The organism is Nocardioides islandensis (genome assembly GCF_015352455.1).
Lineage (GTDB): Bacteria > Actinomycetota > Actinomycetes > Propionibacteriales > Nocardioidaceae > Nocardioides > Nocardioides islandensis.
Genome location: NZ_JADKPN010000001.1, coordinates 190,486 through 214,496 on the forward strand (window position 1 = coordinate 190,486; position 24,011 = coordinate 214,496).

A 24,011-nucleotide genomic window follows, 5' to 3' on the forward strand; every position below is an offset into this window, starting at 1 on the left:
GCGCCCTCAGCCGCCGATCGCGCTCAGGCGCGGGACGACCTGGTCGCACATCCGCTCGGTCCACCCGACCGGGTCGTCACGGTCGGGACCGACCCACATCTGGTCGATCCCGAGCGCGGCGTACTGGTCCATCAGCCCCAGCCAGGCGTCCAGGTCGTCGAACGGACGCACGAGCGTGCCCGTGACGGTCTTGCTGATCGCGTCGTAGTCGCGGCCGAGGTCGTCACAGTGCCTCCTCAAGACGTCCAGCTTGTGGCGCAGGTCGTCGAGCGGCGCCGGGAAGAGGTTGGTGGCGTCGCCGTACTGGGCCACGAGCCGCAGCGTCTTGCGCTCGCCGCCGCCGCCGATGACCAGCCGCGGCCCGCCGGGCCGGACCGTCTGCGGGTTGTTGACGGTCTCCGCCAGCCGGTAGTGCTTGCCGTCGAAGGCACCGTCGTCCTCCCCGAACATCTGGCGCAGGACCAGGATCGTCTCCTCCAGCCGCTCGAAACGTTCCTTGGTGCTCGGGTAGGGCACGCCGAGCGCACGGTGCTCCCGCTCGTACCAGGCGGCGCCGAGCCCCAGCATCGCCCGGCCCTGGCTGAGCACGTCGAGGGTGGTCACGATCTTGGCCAGGAGCCCCGGATGACGGTAGGTCACGCCCGTCACCAGCACGCCCAGCTCGAGGCGCTCGGTGCGGCCGGCGAGGTACCCGAGGGTGGTGTACCCCTCGAGCATCGGCTCAGCCGGCCCGCCGAGGTGCTCCATCTGGAAGTAGTGGTCCATCACGGTCAGGGTCGTCACGCCACCCTGGTCCGCGGCTTCTGCCACCTGGGCCAACGTCGTCGCCAGGGCTGCCGGTCCTCCCGGCCACGTCAGGTTCGCGCAGTGGATGCCGAGCTTCACGCCCCCGAGCCAAGCACAACCGGACAAACTCTCCGGATGGGGGTCTGAGTAACCACCCCGGGTGGGGACTAGCCACCCGGTATGACGGGTGGGTAGTCACGCGAAGGGGTGGTTACTCGCAGCAACCGCGAGTCCCGAGATGATCCTCAGCCGATGGAGTGGCCGGTGGCGCGGAGGTTCTCGCAGGCCTCGAGGACGCGGGCGGCCATGCCCTCCTCGGCCGCCTTGCCCCAGGCGCGGGGGTCGTAGGTCTTCTTGTTGCCGACCTCGCCGTCGATCTTGAGGACGCCGTCGTAGTTGCTGAACATGTGGCCGACGACGGGACGCGTGAAGGCGTACTGGGTGTCGGTGTCGACGTTCATCTTCACCACGCCGAAGTCCACGGCGGCGGAGATCTCCTCCTCGGTGGAGCCGGAGCCGCCGTGGAAGACCAGGTCGAAGGGGCGGTCGCCCGAGGCGAGTCCGAGCTCGGCCACCACGGCCTCCTGGGCCTTCTGGAGCACCTCGGGGCGGAGCTTGACGTTGCCGGGCTTGTAGACGCCGTGCACGTTGCCGAACGTCAGCGCGGTGAGGTACCTACCCTTCTCGCCGACACCCAGCGCGCGGACGGTCGCGAGGGCGTCCTCGGGCGTCGAGTAGAGCTTCTCGTCGATCGCGCCCTCGACGCCGTCCTCCTCGCCACCGACGACGCCCACCTCGATCTCGAGGATGATCTGCGCCGCGGCGCACCGGGCGAGCAGCTCCTCGGCGATCAGGAGGTTCTCGTCGAGCGGTACGGCGGACCCGTCCCACATGTGCGACTGGAACAGCGGCGCCTCGCCCCGCGCGACCCGTTCAGCGGAGATGTCGAGCAGCGGCCGCACGAACCCGTCGAGCTTGTCCTTCGGGCAGTGGTCGGTGTGCAGGGCGATGTTCACGGGGTAGGACTTGGCGACCTCGGCGGCGTACGCCGCGAAGGCGACCGACCCGGTGACCATGTTCTTGACCGACGGGCCGGACAGGTACTCCGCCCCGCCCGTCGAGACCTGGACGATGCCGTCGGAGCCGGCGTCCGCGAACCCCTTGAGGGCGGCGTTCAGCGTCTGCGACGACGACACGTTGATGGCCGGGAAGGCGAAGCCCTGGGACTTCGCGGTGTCCAGCATCTCGGCGTACTTCTCCGGCGTGGCGATGGGCATGACGAGGCTCCTCGGGACGGGGCGTGCGAGCACGTTCACCCTAGTGGCGGACGTGACCACCGGGAGGGCTGGTGGTTCCGTCTGGTGGACATGGACGTCGACCACCGAGAAGCGTTCGACAGCGGCTTCGGCCCGCGCGGTCTCACGGCGCTCGAGAAAGCGCAGGCGCGCACGACGGGCGACTAGCCTCGGCGCGTGAGCGAGTACCAGGTGACCTACTGGCGCGACCTGCCGTCGCTGGTGGTCGCGCGCGAGGGCGAGGCCGTGACCAAGGGCCCGCTGGCGACCCGGTTCCAGGAGGCCATCGACGAGGCCGCGATGCGGCTGGGGGCCGTCGACAGCGACGCGTACCTCGACGGCTGGACCCGCGGCGAGTGGACCGCCGCCGACGGCAGCCCGGCCGAGGTCTGCGACCGCGTGGTGGCAGAGCTCGAGGAGCAGTGGGACGCCGAGAAGCTGACGGCGTACCTCGACGGACTGGGCCCCGCGCAGTGAACCGGCTCCGCGACCTCCTGGGCACCGACGAGACCGTCCTCCTCGACGGCGGCATGGGAACCCTGCTGCAGGAGAGCGGCCTGGACGACGGCGGGTCCGGCGAGCTCTGGAACGTCGAGCGCAGCGACGTGATCTCCGGGATCCACGCGGCGTACGCCGAGGCCGGGGCCACCATCCTGACCACCAACACCTTCGGCGGCACCCGCCCACGGCTGGCCATGCACGGCCTGGAGGACCGCGTCCACGAGCTCAACCGGGCCGGGGCGGCGATCGCGACCGAGGTGGCCCGCCGGCACGGCGTGCTGGTCGCCGGCGGCCTCGGTCCGACCGGTGAGCTGCTCAGCCCGCTCGGCACCCTGGAGCCCGACGACGCGCGACTGCTCTTCGCCGAGCAGCTGGCGGGGCTGGCCGAGGGCGGGATCGACCTCGTCCTCATCGAGACGATGAGCGACCTCGGCGAGGTCGAGGCCGCGATCGAGGCGGCTCGCGAGGTCGTCCCGGACGCACCGGTCATCGCGACGCTGAGCTTCGACACCAACCTGCGCACGATGATGGGCGTCCGTCCCGCCGACGCCGTGACGGCGCTGGCCGGGCTCGGGGTGGACGCGGTCGGCGCCAACTGCGGTCGCGGCCCCGAGGAGATGGAGGCGATCGCCGAGCAGCTCACGCAGGCACGTCTGGAGGGGCTGCTGATCGTCGCGCAGTCCAACGCCGGGCTGCCGCAGCTCGTCGGCGACCGGTTCGCCTACGACGTACCGCCGGAGCGCCTTGCCGAGCACGCCGTCGCCCTCCAGGCCCTGGGCGTCGACCTGATCGGCGCCTGCTGCGGGTCGACTCCCGCCCACATCGCGGCGATGAGGCAGGCCGTCCTCAGCTGAGGCCCAGGATCGTCCCGTCGTCGGCGAGGTCGATCCGCGCCGCCGACGGGTCCCGGGGCAGCCCGGGCATCGTCATCATGTCGCCGCACACGACCACGACGAACCCGGCGCCGGCCGACAGCCGCACCTCGCGCACGTGCAGCTCGTGGCCGCTCGGGGCACCCACGAGCCCGGGGTCGGTCGAGAACGAGTACTGCGTCTTCGCGATGCACACGGGCAGCTCGCCGAAGCCGTCCCGCTCGATGCGCTGGAGCCGCCGGCGCGCCTTCGCGTCCCAGGTGACGTGGCCCGCGCCGTACAGGCGGGTCGCGATCGCCTCGACCTTCTCGGCGAGCGGAAGGTCGTCGGGATAGGTGTAGGAGAACTCGTACGGCGAGGGCTCGTCGATCGCCTGGAGCACACCCTTCGCGAGGTCGTGGGCACCGGTGCCGCCGTCGGCGAAGTGCGTCGCGGGGTACGCCCGGACGCCCTCGGCCGCGACCAGCTCGACGACCTTCTCGACCTCGGCCTCGGTGTCGGTCGGGAAGCGGTTGACCGCGACGACGCAGGGAACGCCGTACACGTGGCGGATGTTGTTCAGGTGCCGGCGCAGGTTGGCCATGCCGGCCTCGAGCGCGCCGAGGTCCTCGGTGCCGAGGTCGGCGAGGGCGACGCCGCCGTGGTACTTCAGCGCGCGCACGGTGGCCACCACGACGGCGACGTCGGGGCGGAGGCCGGACTTGCGGCACTTGATGTCCACGAACTTCTCGGCACCGAGGTCCGCGCCGAAGCCCGCCTCGGTGACGACGTAGTCGGCCAGCCGGAGGCCCGCGCGGGTGGCGGTCACCGAGCTGCACCCGTGGGCGATGTTGGCGAACGGGCCTCCGTGCACGAAGGCCGGCGCCCCTTCCAGCGTCTGCACGAGGTTCGGCGCCAGGGCGTCGCGGAGCAGCACCGCCATCGCGCCGTCGGCCTTGAGCTCGCGGGCGGTCACCGGCGCCATCGCGCGGGTGTAGCCGACGACGATGTCGCCGATCCGCTTCTTGAGGTCCGCCCACGACTCGGTCAGGCAGAAGATCGCCATCAGCTCGGAGGCCACGACGATGTCGAAGCCGTCCTCGCGCGGGAAGCCGTTGGCGCGGCCGCCGAGCGCGACGTTCACCTCGCGCAGTGCCCGGTCGTTCATGTCGACCACGCGCTTCCAGGTCACGCTGCGCACGTCGATGTCGAGCTCGTTGCCGTGGTGGATGTGGTTGTCGATGAGCGCCGCGAGCAGGTTGTTGGCCGCGGCGATCGCGGCGAAGTCACCGGTGAAGTGCAGGTTGATGTCGGTCATCGGCACGACCTGGCTGTAGCCGCCGCCGGCCGCGCCGCCCTTCATGCCGAACACCGGGCCCATCGACGGCTCGCGCAGGCAGGCCATCGCCCGGTGGCCGAGCCCGTGCAGGGCGTCGGTGAGCCCGACCGTCGTGGTGGTCTTGCCCTCGCCGGGCGGGGTCGGGGAGATCGCGGTCATCAGCACGAGACGCCCCAGCGGCCGGTCCGCCAGCGAGCTCAGGTACCCGAGGTCGACCTTCGCCTTGTAGCGGCCGTACGGCACGAGGTGCTGCTCGTCGATGCCGAGCGTCTCCGCGGCCACGTCGCGGATCGGCCGCAGCTCGGCGGCGTTCGCGATCTCGATGTCCGACAGCAAAGCCAGTCCCCCTCCGTCGCGTGACCCAGGTCACTCCCGGTCACCCCGGGGGCACGCTAGCCGTCCGGCGGTGGATCTGCGAGCGCTCCTCCGACTCCGCCACGACGCGTCCGCCGCGCAGCACCCACCGCGGCTTCGCGTGCTCGCGCAGCAGGTCGACCACGCGCTCGGCACGGTGCACGCAGAGGTCGGCGCGACGGCCGACCGCGATCGTGTGCTCGTCCAGCCCGAGCACCCGCGCCGCCCGTGTCGTCACGAGGTCGACCAGGCGCAGCTGGTCGGGCCCGGACAGGAAGCCGAGAAGGTGCGCGGCGAGGAACGCGACCTCGAGCATGTTGTGGCGGCCGAACGGGTAGTAGGCATCCTCGATGTCGTCCTGCCCGAGCGCGACGGCGAGGTCCTCGTCGAGGAACTCCCGCACCGGCAGGTGCAGCGGCCCGGTGTGCGGGTCCGAGACGAAGCCCAGCCCGGCGGCCCGCGCCAGCTCGACCAGCCGGACGACCGAGGGGGTCGGGTACGTCGCGAGCGCGCGGGCGTGGCAGGCGACGCCACGGCCCTGGAGCCCGTGCTCGATCATCGCCTCGGCCAGCATCGCCGTGGTCCGCAGCGAGGGGTCGCCGGCGTCGTCCACCAGCATCGCCACCCTCGTGCCGTTCGCGGCAGCCACCCGGCACGCCCACCGGACGTGCTCGGCAGCGTCGCGGTCGGTCAGCTCGATCCACGGGATCCCGCCGACGACGTCGGCGCCGAGCCGGACGGCCTCCTCGCACAGCTCCGCGGCGCCCGGGTCGCGCAGCAGCCCGTCCTGCGGGAACGCCACGACCTGGAGGTCGACCAGGTCGCGGTACTCCTCCCGCACCTCGAGCACGGCCGCCATCCCCTCCAGGCCGGCGGTGGTGTCCACGTCGACGAAGGCCTGCACGTGCAGCACGCCGTTGACGACCGCGAGGTCCAGCGCGCGGCGTACGTTCGGCACGATCCATGTTCGGTCGTAGGCCTTCTTCACGGCGTTGGCGTCCCGCACGATCGAGCGCATCGCCGCGCCCATCTCGCCGGAGGTGTACGCCGCGAGCGCGCCGTCGCCGGCCATCGGCAGCGTGTAGACCTTGTCGAGGTGCATGTGCCCGTTGACGAACGACGGCGTGACCAGCCCGCCCTCGGCGTCCAGGGCCAGCCCGGGCTCGACGTGCACGTCGCCCTCGCCGACGCCGACGTACAGCCCGTCGGCGATCCCGAGGTCCACCACCCGCCCGTCGAGGAGGCGGGCGTTGCGCACGACGACATCCACCGCCCGATCGTAGGAACGCCGATGTCAGCCGCGCCAGGCATCACCCTCCGGCGACAGGTCGGCGTACGTGCGGATCCACGCGTGCATGGCGATCGCGGCGGCGGCCGAGGCGTTGATCGAGCGGGTGGAGCCGAACTGGGCGATGGAGAAGGTGCCGTCGCACGCGCGCCACGCGGCCTCCGACAGGCCCGGTCCCTCCTGGCCGAACAGGAAGCACACCGAGCGCGGGATCGTCATCGTCTCCAGGTGGTCCGAGCCGGGCAGGTTGTCGATGCCCAGCAGGGCGATGTCCCGCTCGTGGACGTACGCCGCCAGCTCGTCGACCGACGCGTGGTGCCGGAGGTGCTGGTAGCGGTCGGTGACCATCGCGCCGCGGCGGTTCCACCGGCGGTTGCCGACGATGTGCACCTCGGCGGCGAGGAAGGCGTTGGCGGAGCGGACGATCGTGCCGATGTTGAAGTCGTGCTGCCAGTTCTCGATCGCGACGTGGAAGCCGTGCCGGCGGGAATCCAGGTCGGCCACGATCGCCTCCATCGACCAGTACCGGTAGCGGTCGACGACGTTGCGCCGGTCGCCCTCCGCCAGGAGCCGGGCGTCGTACTGCTCCCCGTCCGGCCACGGGCCGACCCACGGCCCGACGCCGACCTCGGCAGGCCCGTGCGGCATCGGGTCGTACGGTGCTCGGCTCTCGTCCACCCGCCGACCGTAACGACGTGTTCACGTCCCGGTCAGGCCGCGGCAGGTACGGTGAGGCGGTGAGAGTGACCGGCCTGCTGGCGCCGCTGCTGTTCGGCATCACCTGGATGGACCCGAACTGGCTGCTCGACCAGTTCGGGACGGCGTTCTTCTGGGTGAGCCTGGTCATCATCTTCGTGGAGTGCGGGCTGTTCTTCCCGTTCCTGCCCGGGGACACCCTCCTCGTGGCCATGGGCATCTTCATCGCCAACGAGGACATCTCGATCATCGGCGGCGGTCCGATGGTCAACCTGGCCTTCGGGCTGGTGGTGATGGTCGCGGGCGCCCTGGCCGGCAACGTCGCCGGCTACGAGATCGGCCGCAAGATCGGTCCACCGCTCTACCAGCACGACGGCCGGATCCTCAAGCGCGAGTACTTCAAGAAGACCGAGGCGTTCTTCGAGAAGCACGGCCGCAAGGCGCTGGTCATCGGCCGGTTCGTGCCCTTCGTCCGCACCTACATCACGGTGGTCGCGGGAGCGACCCGGATGGACCGCCGCAAGTTCATCGTGTGGAGCCTGGTCGGCGCGATCACGTGGGTCGCGAGCATCATGCTGCTCGGGTACTTCGTAGGCGCCAGCGTCCCGTGGCTGGCCACCAACGTCGACTACCTGATCCTCGGCCTGCTGGCCCTGTCGGTGGTCCCGATCGTCATCGAGTGGTGGCGGCACCACGACGACGACGACGAGGACGAGGACGAGGAGTCCTCCAGCAGCGCGAAGAGCGAGAGCACGAGCTCCTAGGGCCCCGAGGACGCGGCGCGTACGGCGTCCAGGTCGGCCTTCGTCAGGACAGCGCGCACCTCGAGCCCGACGTCCGAGAGCGGGTTCTCCCCCGCCGGCGACCGGTCGATCGCGCAGACGACCAGGTCGACCGTCGCGCCCGCCTCGCGCAGCGCGTTGGTCGCGTCGCGGACGGCCCCGCCGGTGGTGATGACGTCCTCGACCAGCGTCACCCGGCGGCCGGCCACGTCGGGCCCCTCGGCCAGCTTGCAGGTGCCGTACTCCTTGGCCTTCTTGCGCACGAACAGCGCGGGCAGCCCGGTCCGGGCGCTGAGCGCGGTGACGATCGGGATGCCGCCCATCTCCAGGCCGCCGAGGAGATCGACGTCGCTCGGCAGCAGGCCCTGCATCTGGGCGGCCACGCGGGCGAGCAGCGCCGGGTCGGTCTCGAAGAGGTACTTGTCGAAGTACTCGTGCGACACCTGCCCCGACCGGAGGGTGAACTCCCCGCTCAGCCGGCAGCGGGCGTCGACGTCGCGGGCGAGGTCCGGGTCGGAGGTCATGGGCTCATCCCAGCATCGCCCGGATGTCGGGTGCGAACCGGGTGGCGAAGTCGTACCCCGCCAACGTCTGCTCGCGGCGGCGTGAGGCGTACGCCGCCTCGAAGTCCGAGGGGTCCTCGGCGAACACCTCCGCGAACACCTCCGCCTGCCGCGCTGCGGTGTCCATGCCCAGGCCCGCCCACGGGTCCTGCCCGGTGCCGGCGTCGCCGACGAGCGCCCAGCCCGGCCCGGACGCACGACGCAGCACGCTGTCGGCCGGCAGGCCGGTGAAGACGCCGCCCTGCCACGTCAGCCCACGGACCCGGTCCGCGAGCGTGGCGTGTCGCTGGAGGCGGCGCTCGAGATCGGCCGCGTGGTCCTCGTCGCGCTCGTCGTGGGCGGCCAGGGGCACGCTGACCGCGAGGCAGGCCAGTCCCCCGTCACTGGGGAACACGTACGCGAACTCGTCGCCGACCAGCGAGAACTCCGGCCCGACGTCCGGCGGGCTCTCCCAGCCCCTTCCGTAGCGGTAGTACATCGCGCGAGCGGCGGGGTGCCGTTCGTCCTCCGGCGCACCCACCAGCGCCGCGACCCGGGAGCGTCGCCCGTCGGCACCCACCACGGCCCGGGCCACGTGCCGCTCGCCGGCCTCGTCGACGACGCCCACGATGCGCTCTCCCTCCGCGACGACGTCGGTGACCTTGGTGTCGGTGCGCACGTCGACGCCCGCGCGCTCGCAGGCGCCCACCAGGATCGCGTCGAGCGTCACGCGCCGTACCGAGAGACAGAAGCCGGCCTCGCCCGGATCCTGGGGCGGACCCTGCTCGGCCGGACCGTCGTCGAGGGCGAAGTACTCGCAGCCGAGGCGCGGGGCACCGGCCGCCAGGACCTCGTCGAGCACGCCGACCTCGGCCAGCGAGCGGACCAGCCCGTCCCCGCGGAAGAAGTGGGTCGACAACGTGTCCGAGGGGAAGTGCCGAGCCTCGAGCAGCCGCACGGCCGCCCCGCGGGCCCGCAGACGCAGCGCGGTCAGCGCGCCGGCCACGCGGCCGCCGACCACGACCACATCCACGGGAGCCGAGGTCACCCGCGCAGGATAGAGCCGCACGGCTAGCCTCGCGCCATGACGACGCCGCGCACCGCCGCCCGTCTCGACGGCATCCCGCCGACGATCTTCTCGACCATGTCGGCGCTCGCCGTGCGCACCGGCGCGGTGAACCTCGGCCAGGGCTTCCCGGACGAGGACGGCCCTCCGGAGGTCATCGCGGCGGCCGTGCGGGCGCTGCAGTCCGGCGCCAACCAGTACGCGCCGGGGATCGGCACGCCGGCCCTGCGTCAGGCCGTCGCCCGGCACCAGCAGCGGCACTACGGCCTGCAGCTGGACCCGGACAGCCAGGTCGTGGTGACCACGGGCTGCACCGAGGGCATCGCGTCCGCGCTGCTCGGCCTGGTGGACCCCGGCGACGAGGTGGTGGTCCTCGAGCCCTACTACGACAGCTACGTCGCGATGATCCAGATGGCCGGCGGCGTACGGCGCCCGGTCACCCTCCGCGCCCCGGACTTCCGGCTGGACCTCGACGAGCTGCGGGCCGCGGTCACGTCCCGGACCCGCTTCGTGCTGCTGAACAGCCCGCACAACCCGACCGGCACCGTGCTCACCCGCGCGGAGCTGGAGGCGGTGGCCGAGCTCGCGGTCGATCGGGACCTGGTCGTGATCACCGACGAGGTGTACGAGCACCTGACCTTCGGCACCGACCACGTGCCGATGGCGACGCTGCCCGGCATGGCCGAACGCACGCTCACGCTGTCGAGCGCGGGCAAGAGCTACTCGTTCACCGGCTGGAAGGTCGGCTGGGCGACCGGGCCGGCCTCGCTCGTGGGCGCCGTCCTGGCCGCCAAGCAGTGGCTGACGTTCACCTCGGGGGCGCCGCTCCAGCCCGCCGTGGCCGCCGCCCTCGACGAGCACCCCGACTTCCCCACGACGCTGGCGGCCGAGCTACGGGAGAAGCGGGACCTGCTCTGCGACGGCCTGGAGAAGATCGGCCTGCGCGGCCGCCCGCCCGAGGGCACGTACTTCGCCACCAGCGACATCACCGACCTCGGCTGGCCCGACGCCATGGCGTTCTGCCTCGCCCTCCCCGAGCGCGCCGGCGTCGTCGGCATCCCCACCCAGGTCTTCTACGACGACCCCGACGCCGGTCGTCAGCTGGTCCGCTGGGCCTTCTGCAAGCGTCGCGAGGTGATCGAGGAGGCCGTCAGCCGGCTCGGTGCTGCGGACTTGTCGTACGGCTGACGACGTGGCGTTTGGGACCAAACGCCGCGTGAAAGCGCTTTCAGAGTGGCGTTCCTGCCCAACGGCAGACGAATCGGTGGCCCGTCAGTACCTGCGCCGACGACCGAACCAGTCGTTCGCGCCGCCGATGAACAGCAGCACGATGACGGCGATGGCGCCGAGCAGCGGGACGGCCGAGACGACGGACTTGATGCCCAGCAGGCTGAGCAGGCCGGCCACGACGGCGGAGATGACGAGCAGGATGCGGGCGGCGTTCGAGCGGCGCAGCACGAACACCGCGAGGACGCAGGAGATCAGGCACCAGACGGTGACGACCAGCAGGATGCCGACCACGACGCCGTAGGCGTCCTCGGCGCTGAAGTTGCTGTTGCTGTTGCTGTCGCGGATCGCCTTGTCGATCTCCCGGGTCACGTCGTCCTTGGCGATCAGCATCGCCAGGGTGATGAAGCCGTAGAGCAGGAACGAGATGCCGGACAGCACGATGGTGATCCAGGCCGCCGCGGTGACCCCGCCGGGGCGCTCGTCGGTGCCGAGCGGGCGGCCGTACATGTCGAGCCCGTCGCCGAGCGGCCCGCCGGTGCCGGGCTGCTGGGGGTAGGGCGTCTGGCCGTACGGCGCCGAGCCGTAGGGGTTCTGGGCGTAGGGGTTCTCGGCCGGCGGCTGGGCCGGGGCATCGCTCGAGGGCGGGACCGAGGACGGCTCCGACGGGTTGGCCGGCGGGCTGGCAGTCGGGCTGGACGGCGGGGGCGTCGGCTGGCCGTACGGGTTCTCGCCGGCGGGCGACCCCGTGCCGTACGGGTTCTGCGGAGGCTGCGGCGGCTGCTGCGGCGGGTTCTGGCCGTAGGGGTTCTCGCTCACGACGCCATCACATCACGAGCGACAGTTCAGGGGGAGGGACGCCACGGCTGCGGCGTCGGGTCCTCCCGGCGGGCGTACCAACGGTGCGCGCTGGACTGCAGCAGCAGCACGCCGGCCGCGGTGGCGAGCACCCCGGGCACGGCGAGGACCGGCGAGGCGAGCGACCCGGCCAGGCACACGACGGCGACCGTCCCGGCCGAGGCGACGAGGGCGTACGCCGACCAGCGGACGCGCCGGAACGCCAGCACCGCGAGGATCCCGGACAGGGTCGACCAGAACACCACGACGACGGCCACCGACCAGGCGGTCGCCCGGATCGTCGCGTCGGAGGCGTCCTGCGCGAGCTGGGGGTTCTGGCGGTGCAGCTCCTCGAGCAGCCCGTCGGCGTCCGCCACCAGCACGGCGACGAGCAGCAGCCCGAACAGCAGCGCGGTGGAGCAGCACACCCACGTGATCACGCACGCCGCCACGACGGCCGAGGGCCGCTGGGACCGGGCCGGACCCACGGGCGGTGGTGCGGGGAGGGCACCGCCGTACTCGCCGTACCCGGTCCACGGCGGCGGGGCCGCGGAGACGTCCTGCCGCGGACCCGGAGCCGTAGTCACGGGCGGCGGTGCCGGCGCCGGCCGTTCGGCCGGCGGCGCCTGGCCGGAGAACCACAGACGCGCCGGCTGGAGCCACAGCATGCCGATGCTGCCGGCCACCAGCGCCGCCAGGAAACCGCCGGTCGTGGTGCCGGTGAGGAACAGCGGGACCGCGAGCACGGCCAGCCCGATGCGGGCGGCACGGTTGCGCTTCAGCACGTGGTAGCCGAGGATCGCGGCCGCCGTCGCCAGCGCCGCGCCGACCATCGCCACGACCCGGAGCAGGTCCAGCACCGACTCCAGGCCCAGGCCCAGGTCGCTCCCCGGCGGCTGCTCCAGGAACCGCTGGATGGCCGACCGGCTCTCCACCGACCGCAGGTCACCGAGCCGTTCGAACACAGACGCCACCAGCAGCAGCGAGCCCGCCATCACCAGGGACGCGGCGAGCGTCACCTGACGCGGGCGGGGTGCCGGGGCGTCGGGAGTCACGCGCTCCAGTGTCTCAGGCCGGTGTCAGGGTGAGTCCGCCGGACGACTCGTCCCCGCGGTCCACCCGGACGGTGCTGCCGTCGACGACCTCGCCGCTCAGCAGCAGCCGGGCCAACGGGTCGCCGATCGCGGTCTGGATGAGGCGGCGCAGCGGACGGGCGCCGTACGCCGGGTCGTAGCCCGTCTCGGCGAGCCACTGGCGCGCGGCGTCGGTGACCTCGATGTCGATGCGCCGGGCGGCCAGCCGCTTCTCGAGCAGGCCGAGCTGCAGGCCGACGATGTGGGCCAGGTCGTCCTTCGACAGCGCGTCGAAGATGACGATCTCGTCGAGCCGGTTGAGGAACTCCGGCTTGAACGACGCCCGCACCATGGCCAGCACCGACTCGCGCTTCTTCTCCGGGTCCAGCGTCGGGTCGACGAGGTACATCGAGCCCAGGTTGCTGGTGAGGACCAGCAGCGTGTTGCGGAAGTCGACGGTGCGGCCCTGGCCGTCGGTCAGCCGGCCGTCGTCGAGCACCTGGAGCAGGATGTCGAAGACCTCGGGGTGCGCCTTCTCGACCTCGTCGAGGAGCACGACGGAGTACGGGCGGCGGCGGACGGCCTCGGTGAGCTGGCCGCCCTCCTCGTACCCGACGTACCCGGGAGGCGCGCCGACGAGCCGCGCGACCGAGTGCTTCTCGGCGTACTCGCTCATGTCGATGCGCACGATCGCCCGCTCGTCGTCGAACAGGAAGTCGGCCAAGGACTTGGCGAGCTCGGTCTTGCCGGTGCCCGTGGGGCCGAGGAAGAGGAACGAGCCGGTGGGCCGGTTCGGGTCGGAGATGCCCGCGCGCGAACGGCGTACGGCGTCGCTCACCGCGCGCACGGCGTCGGCCTGGCCGATCAGCCGGTGGCCGATGACCTGCTCCATCTCGAGCAGCTTGGCGGTCTCGCCCTGGAGCATCTTGCCGGTCGGGATGCCGGTCCACGCCTCGACGACGTCGGCGATCTGCTGGGCGCCGACCTCCTCGCCGACGAGCGGCTCCACGTCGGACTTCTCGGTCTCCTCGACCGCCGCGATCTTGCGCTCCAGCTCGGGGATCGACTCGTAGCGGATCTTGCTCGCGCCCTCCAGGTTGCCCTCGCGCAGCAGCTTCTCGGCCTCGACGCGGAGCTGGTCGAGCGCGCGACGCAGCTCGCCCTCACCCTCGAGCGTGGCCTTCTCGCGCTCCCAGCGCGACTCCAGGCCACGCAGCTCCTCCTCGTGGTCCGCGAGGTCGGCGCGCAGCTTGGCCAGCCGCTCGACCGACGCGGGGTCGGACTCCTTGGCCAGCGCGAACTCCTCCATCTTCAGCCGCTCGACCTGGCGCCGGAGCTGGTCGATCTCCTCCGGGGAGGACTCGATCTCCATCCGCAGCCGGGACGCGGCCTCGTCGACGAGGTCGATCGCCTTGTCGGGCAGCTGGCGGCCGGTGATGTAGCGGTCGGAGAGCGTCGCGGCCGCGACCAGGGCGGCGTCGGTGATCCGGACGCCGTGGTGCGCCTGGTACTTCTCCTGGATCCCGCGCAGGATCTGGATGGTGTCCTCGACCGAGGGCTCGCCGATGAAGACCTGCTGGAAGCGGCGCTCCAGCGCCGGGTCCTTCTCGATGCGCTCGCGGTACTCGTCGAGCGTCGTCGCGCCGATCATGTGCAGCTCGCCGCGCGCCAGCATCGGCTTGAGCATGTTGCCGGCGTCCATGGCGGAGTCGCCGCCGGCGCCCGCACCGACGACGGTGTGCAGCTCGTCGATGAACGTGATGATCTGGCCGCCGGCGTCCTTGATCTCCTCGAGGACGGCCTTGAGCCGCTCCTCGAACTCGCCGCGGTACTTCGCCCCGGCCACCATCGCGGCCAGGTCGAGGCTCAGCACGCGCCGGCCCTTGAGCGAGTCGGGCACGTCGCCGGCGACGACGCGCTGGGCGAGCCCCTCGACGACGGCGGTCTTGCCGACGCCGGGCTCGCCGATGAGGACCGGGTTGTTCTTGGTACGCCGGCTGAGCACCTGGATCACGCGGCGGATCTCGGCGTCCCGGCCGATGACCGGGTCCAGCCGGCCGTCCTCGGCGGCCTGGGTGAGGTCGACGGAGAACTTCTCCAGCGACTCGTACGTGGACTCGGCACCCTCGCTGGTCACCCGGCGGCTGCCACGGACCGCAGAGATGCCCTCACGCAGGCCGTCGGCGGTCAGGCCCGCGTCGGTGAGCACGGTCTTGGCGCTCGACTCCACGGTGGCCAGCGCGACGAGGAGGTGGTCGGTGGCGACGTACTCGTCCTTCATGCCCGACGCGAGCTCGACCGCGGCCGCGAGCACGCGCGTCAGCGCTGGGGACGCGGCGGGGCGCTGGACGGTGGCGCCGGTCGCGCTGGGGAGCGCACGGACGCCGGCCTCGGCGGCCGCGGCCAGGGCCGCCACGTCCACCCCGGCCTTGGTGACCAGGCTGCGCGTCGTGCCGTCCTCCTGCCGCAGCAGGGCGGCGAGCAGGTGCACGGGCTCGGTCGCACTGTTGCCACCGGTCGTGGCGGTGACCTGGGCGACCTCGATGGCCTCACGGCTGCGGGTCGTGAACTTCTCAGCAGCGAACTGACTCATACCGACTGTTGGCCCTTTGTTCTCGTAGGTTCTGGGTCTACAGGCACAACGGTGCAGAAGTTGAGTCTGTTCCACTCAACTCTGAATAGTTTGCACGGCTCTCGGGGGAGCCAGAGAGGCAGCACCATCATGCAGAAGATCAAGTCCGGACTCGTCGCCCTCACGGTCGGCATCGTCCTCCTCACCGCCCTCGACTGGGCAGCCTCGGCCGCCACGGGTCGTGCGTTCATCCTCGGGGCGTGGAACCAGGCGGACCACACCACCACACTGAAGAACACCGGGTCGGGAGCCGCGCTGACCCTCAAGTCCAAGGGAGCCGCGCTCAAGGTCAGCAACGGCAAGCGGATCGCCAAGCTGAACGCCGACAAGCTCGACGGCCTCACCGGGGCGGAGTACAAGAAGAACCGCAACACGATCTACGCCTGGAGCGTCGCCCAGCACACCGGTGGCTTCACCCAGGCGATCCCGGCGCAGCAGCCGGGCAGCTACCTGATCACGTTCAACGTCCAGATGACCGGCGCCGCCGGCGACCCGGGCAACCCGAACGTCATCAACTGCCGGATCATCCAGAGCGGGCTCTCGGGCACGGTCGTCTTCACCAAGGCCGTGCTGGCCGACACGCAGGTCACGTCGGTGGGCACACCGCCCGCGCTCAACGGCACCAGCCCGCTGACCATCGTGGCCGGCGACTCCCTGGCCCTGGACTGCACGATGACCCGCAACAACCAGCAGTGGTCGACCACCCAGTACCAGCCGGTGCTGGTGAACCTGCTGCGCACCGACGGCACCGACCTCTACGTCGCGCCGCTGGGCCGCCAGGCGACCTTGTCCAAGTCGGTCAGCTGACGGCTGCGCTGGTTCAGAAGACGCACGCCAGGTCGGGCTAACGCACGCGCTTGAGGTACCCCGACGGGTTCTGCGTCAGGAAGTACCGCTCGCAGTGCGCGTCGACCTCGAACCCCGGGTCGGTGGCCATGAAGTCCCACAGGGCTTCCATCGGCCCGGGGCCGAAGTCCGGCGCGGCCGGGTGCCCGTTGACGTTGGTGTCCTCGACGATCAGGTAGGACCCGACCGGCACGAGCGGGGCGTACGCCGCGAGCTCGCCCGCCACGTGGTCGCGCGAGTGGTCGGAGTCGAGGATCACCAGCACCGGCGATCCCTCGGGGATCATCCCGGCGATCTTCTCCACGATCGCGGGATCGGTGGACGACCCGGTCAGGTACGTGATGCGCGGGTGCTCGGGCGGGTTGGGCGGCTCGTTGACGTCGACGGTCACGACGTTGCCGGCCCCGATGGTCTCCAGCCGGTCGGCGATGTAGAGCGCCGACCCGCCGCGGTAGGTGCCGGTCTCGATCACCAGGCCGGGCTCGAGCTGGTCGATCAGCTCCATGTAGACCCACATGTCCGTGGGGCACTTGTAGGTGCGCACGCCGCGGTACCAGGTGTCCTTCCAGGTCCGCTTCGACACGTGGTAGTAGAGCCGGTGGAACTGGTCGCGGATCACGTCCCGGATGAACGGCGGCGGCTCGGGCACCGGCTCCCCCACCGGCTGCCACAGCCCCTCGAAGCTCGCGGCGACCGCCTGGGCCACACCGTGCGGCATGGACGCGGGGTCCTGGTGGGTGAGGTACGCCTCGACCAGCTGCGCCAGGGCAGCCTGGTCGTGCAGGTCGGCGCCGCCGTCCCTGATCTTCTGCGCGAGGTCGCGGACCGCGACCGCCGACGTGGCGTCGAGCGCGGCATCCACCGCCGCCGACTGCTCGATGCCGGCGGTACGGCGCTCGGCGAGGGTCGCGGCGCGGCGTGCGGCCAGCGGGTCCACCCGGCGTACCAGGGCCGAGCGGGCGCGCGCGACCAGGTTGTCCTTGGCAGTCACGATGCGGATGAAGGCTTTCTGGTGCGGCAGTGGGCTCAGGGGTGCGGCCACTCTACTGACCGGGTGGATCGGACTTCCTCGTGCGTACACAAACCGGCGCTCACTCACCGCAGCTCGTGGGCGCCTCCTCGCGGCCGCAACCAGACCGGTCAGGTCCAGTCACTAGCGCCCGCGGCGCCAGACCACGACCTGGCCGGCCGCGTCGGGCTGACGGAGCACGGGGAGCCGGCTGGGCGGGGTGTCGCCGCGGCGGGTGCGCCCCACCTCGAGCAGCGCGTCGCGCAGCGCGTTGCGGGTGGCCTCGAGCTCGGCCGCCAGCTCCTCGTTGCGCTGCCGCAGCGCGTCGACCTGGTGCTCGAGCTCGAGGATGCGGCGCACGCCCTCGATGCCGGCGCCCGACGAGGTGAGCTCGGCGATCGTGCGGAGCAGCTCGACGTCGCGCGCGGAGTACCGACGCCCGCCGCCACCCGTGCGGGACGGCGCGATGAGTCCCATCCGCTCGTAGCTGCGGAGGGTCTGCGGGTGCAGGCCGGTGAGCTCGGCCGCGACCGAGATGACGTAGACGGCTTGCTCCGGCTCGGGCGTCCGGGGACTCACGACGACGCCTGCTCGAAGAGGTTGGACCTGAGCGTGCTGCCCTCGGTGGCGGCGCGGTAGGCCGCGACGGCCTCACGGGCCCGCTCGTTGAGGACCGCCGGCACCTGGACCTGCACGGTGGCGAGCAGGTCACCGTTGGTGCCGTCCTTCTTCTTGGCGCCGCGACCGCGGACCCGGAAGGTGCGGCCGTTGGGCGTGCCCGCGGGGATCTTCAGGGTGACCGGCGCGCCGCCGAGGGTCGGGATCTTCACATCGGCGCCGAGAGCGGCCTCGTCGAAGGAGATCGGCACGTCGATGGTGAGGTTGTCGTCCTTGCGGCCGAACAGCCGGTGCGGGGCGACCTTGACGGTGACGAAGAGGTCGCCGGCGGGACCGCCGTTCTCGCCGGCCCCACCCTTGCCCTTGATCCGGATCCGCTGGCCGTCGCGCACGCCGGCCGGGATGCGGGCCTGGATCGAGCGCGCCGACGTACCGCGGCCGCTGCCGTGGCAGACCGGGCACGACTCGTCGTACACCAGCTGGCGGCCGTGGCAGGTCGGGCAGGTCTCGTTGAGCGAGAACGCCCCGCCCACGCCCGAGACGACGAACCCGGCGCCCTCGCAGGTCGTGCAGATGTGCGGCTTGGTGCCCGGCTTGCCGCCGGTGCCCTTGCACTCCGGGCAGGGCGAGTCGGAGGTGAGCCGCAGGCTGATCGTCACGCCCTCGACGGAGTCGGTGAACCCGATCGTGGCCGACGTCTCGACGTCCGAGCCGCGGATCGGACGCGCGCGGGCGCTCTGCCCCGGCCGCTGGCTGCCGGCCCCGGCACCCCCGAAGAAGTCGCCGAACACGTCGCCGAAGCCGCCCGCGTGCCCGCGGATGACGTCGGAGATGTCGAAGCCTCCCGGCGGCCTGAAGCCACCGCCGCCACCCCCGAAGCCGCCCGGGAACGGACCGGTCGCGACCTGGGTGCGGTAGTCGTCGTAGGCCTTGCGACGCTCGGGGTCGCCGACGACGTCGTAGGCCTCGGCGACGGACTTGAAGGTGTCGTGCTTGCGCGAGTCGCCCGGGTTGGAGTCGGGGTGGTTCTCGCGCGCCAGCTTGCGGTAGGCCTTCTTGATCTCGGCCTGCGTCGCCGTCTTGGGCACGCCCAGGACCTGGTAGAAGTCCTTGGTCGCCCAGTCAGCGCGGATCTCCGCCGGCATCCACCCTCACCTCCCTCCCGGGTCGCTCGTCGTGTTGTGGATCGTCACATCTCGTTGGCCGGAGCCTCGTCACGCTCGCCGGGGTCGACCACCAGGACCTGGGCGGCGCGCACGACGCGCTCGCCGATCCGGTAGCCCGCCTTGGCGATCACCTTGCACGTCGTCACCTCGACGTCCGGGTCGGTGCCGATGTGCGAGAGCGCCTCGTGGACCGTCGGGTCGAAGGCGTCCCCCGGCTCGCCGAACTTCACGAGGCCCTGCGCCGCCACCACGCGCTCGAGCTGCTCGGCCACGCCACGGAACCCGTCCTCGAGGGGGCCGTGCTCACGGGCGCGGTCGATGTTGTCGAGCACGTCGATGATCGGGGCGAGTGCGTGGTACGTCGCGTTCTCGCGCACCAGCTCCCGGTCCCGGTCGACGCGCCTCTTGTAGTTGAGGTACTCCGCCTGGAGACGCTGGAGGTCGGCCGTGCGCTCCTCGAGCTGCCGCTCGACCGACGGGCCCTCGGAGACGGAGTCCTGGTCGGGCTCGACCTCGACCTCGGATTCGTTCGCCATCTCGGCGGCGGCGTCCCCGAACGAGCCGGCCGGGGTCTCCTCCTCGGAGACCTCGACCGACTCGTCGGTCACGCCCTGGGGACGGTCGGTCACTTGGCCTCGTCCTCGGAACCGGCGTGACCGGACCCACCAGTCGACTCGTCCTCGTCGATGATCTCGGCGTCGACCACGTCGTCGTCGGACTCGCCGGTGCTGCCGTCACTGCCCCCCGCGGCCGACTGGTCGGCCTCGGCGGCGGCGTACATGGCCGCCCCCATCTTCTGGCTGGTCTCGCCGAGCTTGGTGACGCCGGCCTGGATCTCCTCCGGCGACGCGTCGGCGTTCTCGAGGGTCGCCTTCAGCGCGTCGACGTCCGCCTGGACCTCGGACTTCACGTCGGCCGGGATCTTGTCGCCGTTGTCCTCCAGGAACTTCTCGGTCTGGTAGACCAGCGAGTCGGCCTGGTTGCGGGTCTCGACGGCCTCGCGGCGCTTGGCGTCCTCCGCGGCGTACTGCTCGGCCTCCTTGACCATCCGGTCGATCTCGTCCTTGGACAGCGCCGAGCCGCCGGTGATCCGCATGGACTGCTCGCGCCCGGAGGCCTGGTCCTTGGCGGACACCTGGACGATGCCGTTGGCGTCGATGTCGAAGGTGACCTCGATCTTCGGGATGCCGCGCGGGGCCGGGGGCAGACCGGTCAGCTCGAAGTTGCCGAGCGGCTGGTTCTGCGCCCACATCTGGCGCTCGCCCTGGGCGACCTTGATCTCGACCGACGGCTGGTTGTCGTCGGCGGTCGTGAAGATCTCCGACCGCTTGGTCGGGATCGTGGTGTTGCGCTCGATGAGCGTGGTCATCACGCCGCCCTTGGTCTCGATGCCGAGGGACAACGGGGTGACGTCGAGGAGCAGGACGTCCTTGACCTCGCCCTTGAGGACGCCGGCCTGGAGCGCGGCACCGATGGCCACGACCTCGTCGGGGTTGACGCCCTTGTTGGGCTCCTTGCCACCGAGCAGCTCCTTGACCAGGTCGGTCACCGCGGGCATGCGGGTCGAGCCGCCGACGAGGACGACGTGGTCGATGTTGTCGACCGCGACGCCGCCGTCCTTCAGCACCGAGCGGAACGGCGCCTTGGTGCGGTCGAGCAGGTCGGAGGTCATCTTCTGGAACTCCGCGCGGGTGAGCTTCTCCTCGAAGTGGAGAGGGCCGGACTCGCCGTGCGTGATGTACGGCAGGTGCACGGTCGTCTCGCTGGAGCTGGACAGCTCGATCTTCGCCTTCTCGGCTGCCTCCTGGAGGCGCTGCTTGGCGATCTTGTCCGCCGCCAGGTCCACGCCGTGGGCGTTCTTGAACTTGGTGACCATCCAGTCGACGACGCGGGAGTCCCAGTCGTCGCCACCGAGGTGGTTGTCGCCCGAGGTCGCCTTGACCTCGACTACGCCCTCGCCGATCTCGAGCAGCGACACGTCGAACGTGCCGCCGCCGAGGTCGAAGACGAGGATCGTCTGGTCGTCGCCCTTGTCGAGGCCGTAGGCCAGCGCGGCCGCGGTCGGCTCGTTGACGATGCGGGCCACGGTCAGGCCGGCGATCTCACCGGCCTCCTTGGTGGCCTGGCGCTGGGCGTCGGAGAAGTACGCCGGCACGGTGATCACCGCGTCGGTGACCGGCTCGCCGAGGTAGGCCTCGGCGTCGCGCTTGAGCTTCTGGAGCACGAACGCGCTGATCTGCTGCGGCGTGAAGGACTTGTCGTCGATCTTCACGCTCCAGTCGGTGCCCATGTGGCGCTTGACCGACCGGATGGTGCGCTCGACGTTGGTGACGGCCTGGCGCTTGGCGACCTCGCCGACCAGGACCTCGCCGGACTTGGCGAAGGCCACGACCGAGGGCGTCGTACGGGCGCCTTCCGCGTTGGCGATGACGGTGGGCTCTCCACCTTCGAGGACGGCGACGACGCTGTTCGTCGTACCGAGGTCGATGCCGACGGCACGAGCCATGTTGGGTTACCTCCGGTGCTGGGGTGTGCTTGGGGTTGCTGGGCTTCCGGCCATCCTGACGGCTGATCGTTCGGTGGCCAAAATTCTTGAGTACGTTCGACTCAAGTCTTATCACCCGGCCCAACGCACCCAGGGTGGCCGATGTTCCGGATCGCCCCACCGATTTTCGGCGGACTGCCCGCGGTGGTCTGGATAGTCCGGTGTGTTCGGGTCGTCCTCGGGCGGTTCCGTCAACCCGAACGCACCGGACTATCCCGCCGGTACGGTGAACGTCGTGGCGCAGGTCCTGATCTCCGCGCACCGGTGCGGGGGGAAGGCGGACCCGGCGTACGACAACAGCCCGGCGGGGGTGCGGTGGGCGGCGTCGATCGGGGCCGACTACGTGGAGTTCGACGTACGCCGCGCGGGTGACGGCACGCTGGTGTGCAGCCACGACCCGGTCGCCCACGCCGCGGAGGCCCCGTCGCGGCTCGCCGACGTGCTCGCCGCGGTCGCGGAGTCGGGACTCGGCGCGCACGTGGACCTCAAGGGGCCGGACGTCGACGCGTGGGCCGTCGACGCGGCCCGGCAGTGCGCCGAGGTGCTCGACGAGACGCCGGTCGTCTACACGACCGGTCACGCCCGGGCGGCCTCCGCACTGTCCCGCTGGACCGAGGAGCACGACAGCCCGGCCCTGGTCGGCCTCACGGTCGGCTCGAGCACGCGACACCTCAGGCTCGGCGACACGGTGCGGACCCGGATCCGTGAGCTGTACCCGACCCGTCAGTGGCACGACAGCGGCGCCGGCGTGCTCGTCGCGCACCACGTGCTCGCACGGCTGCGGCTGCTGCGCTGGGCCCGGCGGCGCGGCGTCCGCGTGCTGGTGTGGACCGCCGACGCGCCCCGTGTCGTCGCCGCGGCGTTGAAGGACCCGCGCGTGTGGATGCTCACCACCAACCACCCGGAGGCGGCGCTGGCCATGCGCCGGCGGATCAGCAGCTGACCCAGGACCCGTCGCCGTCGTAGGCGCAGGTGTCGACGACCTTGCCGGCGGAGTTCTTGAACGTCGCCTTGTCGCCGGTGTTGTTCCAGATGTAGCTGCCCTGGCCCCAGTACAGGTGCAGCAGGCGGTTCTTGCCGGCGCCGGTGTGCACGGTCACCGTCGTGCCGGGCTGGATGGTGAAGCCCTCGGGGAAGCTGAACTTGTACCCCGTCACGTCACGCACCGACCAGCCGGTCAGCGTCCACGCCTTCGCGCCGTAGTTGTGGATCTGCACCCACTCCTTGTTCAGCGAGGTGTTGGTGCCGTCGTCGTCGCCGGGCGGGTCGTACTGGATCTTGCTCAGCCGGACCGGGGGCAGCGCGGACGCGTCTGCCGAGCGGCCGAGGCCGACGGCGTACGCGGCCGACGGCGCGAGCAGGCCGACAGCGGCCACGAGCATGGCCCACCCACGGACTCCGGACGATGTCACCCGACCGACGCTAGGGCGACCAGCCCTGCGCGTCCCTCGTTTGCCCAACACAGCCCGATCATTGCCCGGTCGGCGGCGCCCGTATAGCCCGGAAGGGCTAGGCCCCGTGCGACGATCACCCATGCGCGTCCTCGTCACCGGCGGCACCGGGTACGTCGGGTCCCACATCGTCGTGGCCCTGGTGCGTGAGGGGCACACCGTCCGGCTCCTCGTACGCCGCCCCGAGCAGGTCGCCGAGACGTTCGCGCCCTACGACCTCACGTTCGGGCCCCACGACGTCGTCACCGGCGACGTGCTCGACGCCGACTCGGTCCGGGCGGCCCTCGACGGCTGCGACGCGGTCGTGCACGCCGCCGCGATCTTCAGCCTCGACCCCCGCAAGGCCCAGGCGATGCTCGACACCAACGCGACGGCGACGCGGATCGTGCTGGGCGAGGCGCTGGCCCGGGGCTGCGATCCCGCCGTGCACGTCTCCAGCTCGGTCGCGCTGATGCGGCACGGGGGCAGCGGCCCGGATCTCCCGCTCGGCGACATCGAGCACGCCTACAGCCGGTCGAAGGTGCTGTCGGAGATCGAGGCCCGCAAGCACCAGGACGGCGGCAGGCCGGTCGTCACCGTCTACCCCGGCGCCATCTACGGCCCCGGCGACCCGTACGTGGGCTCGCAGACCGAGCGCTTCCTCTGGGTCGTGCGTGGGTGGTTCCCGCTGTGGTCGAAGGGCGGCGTGCACGCGACCGACGTCCGTGACACCGCCGACGTGGTGGCGGCGGTGATGGAGAAGGGACGCGGCCCGCGGCGGTACGTCGTCCCCGGGATCCACATGACCGGCGACGACCTGTACGGCGCCGTCTCCCGCGCGATCGGCCGGCGCCGGTTCCACCTCGACCTCCCCGCTCGGTTGGGGCTCTGGTCCAGCAGGCTGGTCGACACGGTGCAGGCGCGGTTGCCGGCCCGGGTGCACTACCCGGCGGACAGCGAGGGCGCCGAGATGGCCGTCCGCGACACCCGCCTCGACGACACGCCCGCGCGGCGCGACCTCGGCATCACGCCGGTCCCGTTCGACCGGTCGGTGCGCGACGAGATCGCGTGGGCCGTGGACGCCGGGCACCTGCCGGAGAGGTACCGCCCGCGCTAGCCCGCTTCTCT

23 protein-coding genes are annotated in these 24,011 nt (G+C 71.6%); 7 read left to right on the top strand and 16 right to left on the bottom strand.

The genetic code is table 11. From position 1 onward, the window contains the following. Positions 1-6: 6 nt before the first annotated feature. The gene (locus ISU07_RS00980) at positions 7-885 is read right to left on the bottom strand and encodes an LLM class F420-dependent oxidoreductase (protein ID WP_194704890.1); all 879 of its coding nucleotides are present in this window, start codon (positions 883-885) and stop codon (positions 7-9) included. Positions 886-1,031: 146 nt separating this feature from the next. Continuing rightward, complete coding sequence (gene fbaA, locus ISU07_RS00985) at positions 1,032-2,063, bottom strand: class II fructose-bisphosphate aldolase (protein WP_194704891.1); 1,032 nt, start codon at positions 2,061-2,063, stop codon at positions 1,032-1,034. A gap of 195 nt (positions 2,064-2,258) precedes the next feature. Between fbaA and ISU07_RS00990 the strand changes: the two genes are divergently transcribed. Together ISU07_RS00990 and ISU07_RS00995 are read left to right on the top strand one after the other, a co-directional pair. Continuing rightward, positions 2,259-2,558, top strand: a complete 300-nt coding sequence (locus tag ISU07_RS00990; protein WP_194704892.1) for a virulence factor — start codon at positions 2,259-2,261, stop codon at positions 2,556-2,558. Continuing rightward, positions 2,555-3,436 (top strand): homocysteine S-methyltransferase family protein, encoded by an 882-nt coding sequence (locus ISU07_RS00995; RefSeq protein ID WP_194704893.1) that lies wholly within the window; start codon positions 2,555-2,557, stop codon positions 3,434-3,436. The genes ISU07_RS00990 and ISU07_RS00995 overlap by 4 nt, the downstream gene beginning before the upstream one ends. Here the strand turns inward: ISU07_RS00995 and ISU07_RS01000 are convergent. The 3 genes from ISU07_RS01000 to ISU07_RS01010 are packed head-to-tail and all read right to left on the bottom strand — an operon-like array spanning position 3,429 to position 7,062. Beyond that, complete coding sequence (locus ISU07_RS01000) at positions 3,429-5,108, bottom strand: formate--tetrahydrofolate ligase (protein ID WP_194704894.1); 1,680 nt, start codon at positions 5,106-5,108, stop codon at positions 3,429-3,431. The genes ISU07_RS00995 and ISU07_RS01000 overlap by 8 nt on opposite strands. A gap of 40 nt (positions 5,109-5,148) precedes the next feature. Further along, on the bottom strand, positions 5,149-6,396 hold the full coding sequence (locus tag ISU07_RS01005; RefSeq protein WP_323742347.1) for an amidohydrolase family protein: 1,248 nt from the start codon (positions 6,394-6,396) through the stop codon (positions 5,149-5,151). A gap of 24 nt (positions 6,397-6,420) precedes the next feature. Further along, positions 6,421-7,062, bottom strand: coding sequence for a TrmH family RNA methyltransferase (locus tag ISU07_RS01010; RefSeq protein ID WP_194705670.1), 642 nt, complete (start codon positions 7,060-7,062; stop codon positions 6,421-6,423). An 89-nt stretch (positions 7,063-7,151) separates the two neighbouring features. Between ISU07_RS01010 and ISU07_RS01015 the strand changes: the two genes are divergently transcribed. Continuing rightward, entirely contained in the window at positions 7,152-7,874 is a 723-nt protein-coding gene (locus ISU07_RS01015) for a DedA family protein (protein ID WP_323742348.1), read from the top strand. On the opposite strand, the gene pyrE is transcribed toward ISU07_RS01015, so the two are convergent. Together pyrE and ISU07_RS01025 are read right to left on the bottom strand one after the other, a co-directional pair. Then, on the bottom strand, positions 7,871-8,416 hold the full coding sequence (gene pyrE / locus ISU07_RS01020) for an orotate phosphoribosyltransferase (protein ID WP_194704895.1): 546 nt from the start codon (positions 8,414-8,416) through the stop codon (positions 7,871-7,873). The two genes, ISU07_RS01015 and pyrE, sit on opposite strands and share 4 nt — an antisense overlap. 4 nt (positions 8,417-8,420) lie before the next feature. After that, the gene (locus ISU07_RS01025; protein ID WP_194704896.1) at positions 8,421-9,482 is read right to left on the bottom strand and encodes an NAD(P)/FAD-dependent oxidoreductase; all 1,062 of its coding nucleotides are present in this window, start codon (positions 9,480-9,482) and stop codon (positions 8,421-8,423) included. A gap of 36 nt (positions 9,483-9,518) precedes the next feature. On the opposite strand from ISU07_RS01025, the gene ISU07_RS01030 reads away from it, so the two are divergent. After that, on the top strand, positions 9,519-10,688 hold the full coding sequence (locus tag ISU07_RS01030) for a pyridoxal phosphate-dependent aminotransferase (RefSeq protein ID WP_194704897.1): 1,170 nt from the start codon (positions 9,519-9,521) through the stop codon (positions 10,686-10,688). Positions 10,689-10,772: 84 nt separating this feature from the next. Here ISU07_RS01030 and ISU07_RS01035 read toward each other — a convergent pair whose 3' ends face one another. Genes ISU07_RS01035 through clpB form a run of 3 tightly spaced genes read right to left on the bottom strand, consistent with a single transcriptional unit; the run spans position 10,773 to position 15,230 of the window. Continuing rightward, positions 10,773-11,546, bottom strand: coding sequence for a hypothetical protein (locus ISU07_RS01035; RefSeq protein WP_194704898.1), 774 nt, complete (start codon positions 11,544-11,546; stop codon positions 10,773-10,775). A 26-nt stretch (positions 11,547-11,572) separates the two neighbouring features. Next, on the bottom strand, positions 11,573-12,619 hold the full coding sequence (locus ISU07_RS01040) for a hypothetical protein (RefSeq protein WP_194704899.1): 1,047 nt from the start codon (positions 12,617-12,619) through the stop codon (positions 11,573-11,575). Between the two features lie 13 nt (positions 12,620-12,632). Beyond that, positions 12,633-15,230, bottom strand: coding sequence for an ATP-dependent chaperone ClpB (gene clpB / locus ISU07_RS01045; protein WP_194704900.1), 2,598 nt, complete (start codon positions 15,228-15,230; stop codon positions 12,633-12,635). A gap of 129 nt (positions 15,231-15,359) precedes the next feature. Between clpB and ISU07_RS01050 the strand changes: the two genes are divergently transcribed. Then, on the top strand, positions 15,360-16,076 hold the full coding sequence (locus ISU07_RS01050; protein WP_194704901.1) for a hypothetical protein: 717 nt from the start codon (positions 15,360-15,362) through the stop codon (positions 16,074-16,076). A 37-nt stretch (positions 16,077-16,113) separates the two neighbouring features. Here ISU07_RS01050 and ISU07_RS01055 read toward each other — a convergent pair whose 3' ends face one another. The 5 genes from ISU07_RS01055 to dnaK form a co-directional block, all read right to left on the bottom strand. After that, positions 16,114-17,106, bottom strand: a complete 993-nt coding sequence (locus ISU07_RS01055; protein WP_323742349.1) for a CmcI family methyltransferase — start codon at positions 17,104-17,106, stop codon at positions 16,114-16,116. Between the two features lie 162 nt (positions 17,107-17,268). Further along, entirely contained in the window at positions 17,269-17,703 is a 435-nt protein-coding gene (locus tag ISU07_RS01060; RefSeq protein ID WP_194704902.1) for a heat shock protein transcriptional repressor HspR, read from the bottom strand. Continuing rightward, on the bottom strand, positions 17,700-18,887 hold the full coding sequence (gene dnaJ, locus ISU07_RS01065; protein WP_194704903.1) for a molecular chaperone DnaJ: 1,188 nt from the start codon (positions 18,885-18,887) through the stop codon (positions 17,700-17,702). The genes ISU07_RS01060 and dnaJ overlap by 4 nt, the downstream gene beginning before the upstream one ends. A 44-nt stretch (positions 18,888-18,931) precedes the next feature. Continuing rightward, positions 18,932-19,537 (bottom strand): nucleotide exchange factor GrpE, encoded by a 606-nt coding sequence (grpE, locus tag ISU07_RS01070; RefSeq protein ID WP_323742350.1) that lies wholly within the window; start codon positions 19,535-19,537, stop codon positions 18,932-18,934. Beyond that, on the bottom strand, positions 19,534-21,414 hold the full coding sequence (gene dnaK / locus ISU07_RS01075) for a molecular chaperone DnaK (protein ID WP_194704904.1): 1,881 nt from the start codon (positions 21,412-21,414) through the stop codon (positions 19,534-19,536). The genes grpE and dnaK overlap by 4 nt, the downstream gene beginning before the upstream one ends. Positions 21,415-21,688: 274 nt before the next feature. Between dnaK and ISU07_RS01080 the strand changes: the two genes are divergently transcribed. Then, positions 21,689-22,396 carry a glycerophosphodiester phosphodiesterase gene (locus ISU07_RS01080; protein ID WP_194704905.1) on the top strand — a complete coding sequence of 236 codons (708 nt, stop codon included), beginning with the start codon at positions 21,689-21,691 and terminating at the stop codon, positions 22,394-22,396. Here the strand turns inward: ISU07_RS01080 and ISU07_RS01085 are convergent. Then, entirely contained in the window at positions 22,386-22,865 is a 480-nt protein-coding gene (locus tag ISU07_RS01085; RefSeq protein WP_323742351.1) for a lamin tail domain-containing protein, read from the bottom strand. The two genes, ISU07_RS01080 and ISU07_RS01085, sit on opposite strands and share 11 nt — an antisense overlap. 121 nt (positions 22,866-22,986) lie before the next feature. Here ISU07_RS01085 and ISU07_RS01090 point away from each other — a divergent pair, with 121 nt between their 5' ends. Next, positions 22,987-24,000, top strand: a complete 1,014-nt coding sequence (locus tag ISU07_RS01090) for an NAD-dependent epimerase/dehydratase family protein (protein WP_194704906.1) — start codon at positions 22,987-22,989, stop codon at positions 23,998-24,000. The last annotated feature ends 11 nt before the right edge of the window (positions 24,001-24,011 follow it).

What these genes read in the sequence shown, in the direction of transcription:
- fbaA (WP_194704891.1), bottom strand. Translation starts at nt 2,063, where the DNA reads ATGCCCATCGCCACGCCGGAGAAGTACGCCGAGATGCTGGACACCGCG.
- ISU07_RS01010 (WP_194705670.1), bottom strand. Translation starts at nt 7,062, where the DNA reads ATGCCGCACGGGCCTGCCGAGGTCGGCGTCGGGCCGTGGGTCGGCCCG.
- pyrE (WP_194704895.1), bottom strand. Translation starts at nt 8,416, where the DNA reads ATGACCTCCGACCCGGACCTCGCCCGCGACGTCGACGCCCGCTGCCGG.
- ISU07_RS01030 (WP_194704897.1), top strand. Translation starts at nt 9,519, where the DNA reads ATGACGACGCCGCGCACCGCCGCCCGTCTCGACGGCATCCCGCCGACG.
- clpB (WP_194704900.1), bottom strand. Translation starts at nt 15,230, where the DNA reads ATGAGTCAGTTCGCTGCTGAGAAGTTCACGACCCGCAGCCGTGAGGCC.
- ISU07_RS01050 (WP_194704901.1), top strand. Translation starts at nt 15,360, where the DNA reads ATGCAGAAGATCAAGTCCGGACTCGTCGCCCTCACGGTCGGCATCGTC.
- dnaJ (WP_194704903.1), bottom strand. Translation starts at nt 18,887, where the DNA reads ATGCCGGCGGAGATCCGCGCTGACTGGGCGACCAAGGACTTCTACCAG.
- dnaK (WP_194704904.1), bottom strand. Translation starts at nt 21,414, where the DNA reads ATGGCTCGTGCCGTCGGCATCGACCTCGGTACGACGAACAGCGTCGTC.
- ISU07_RS01090 (WP_194704906.1), top strand. Translation starts at nt 22,987, where the DNA reads ATGCGCGTCCTCGTCACCGGCGGCACCGGGTACGTCGGGTCCCACATC.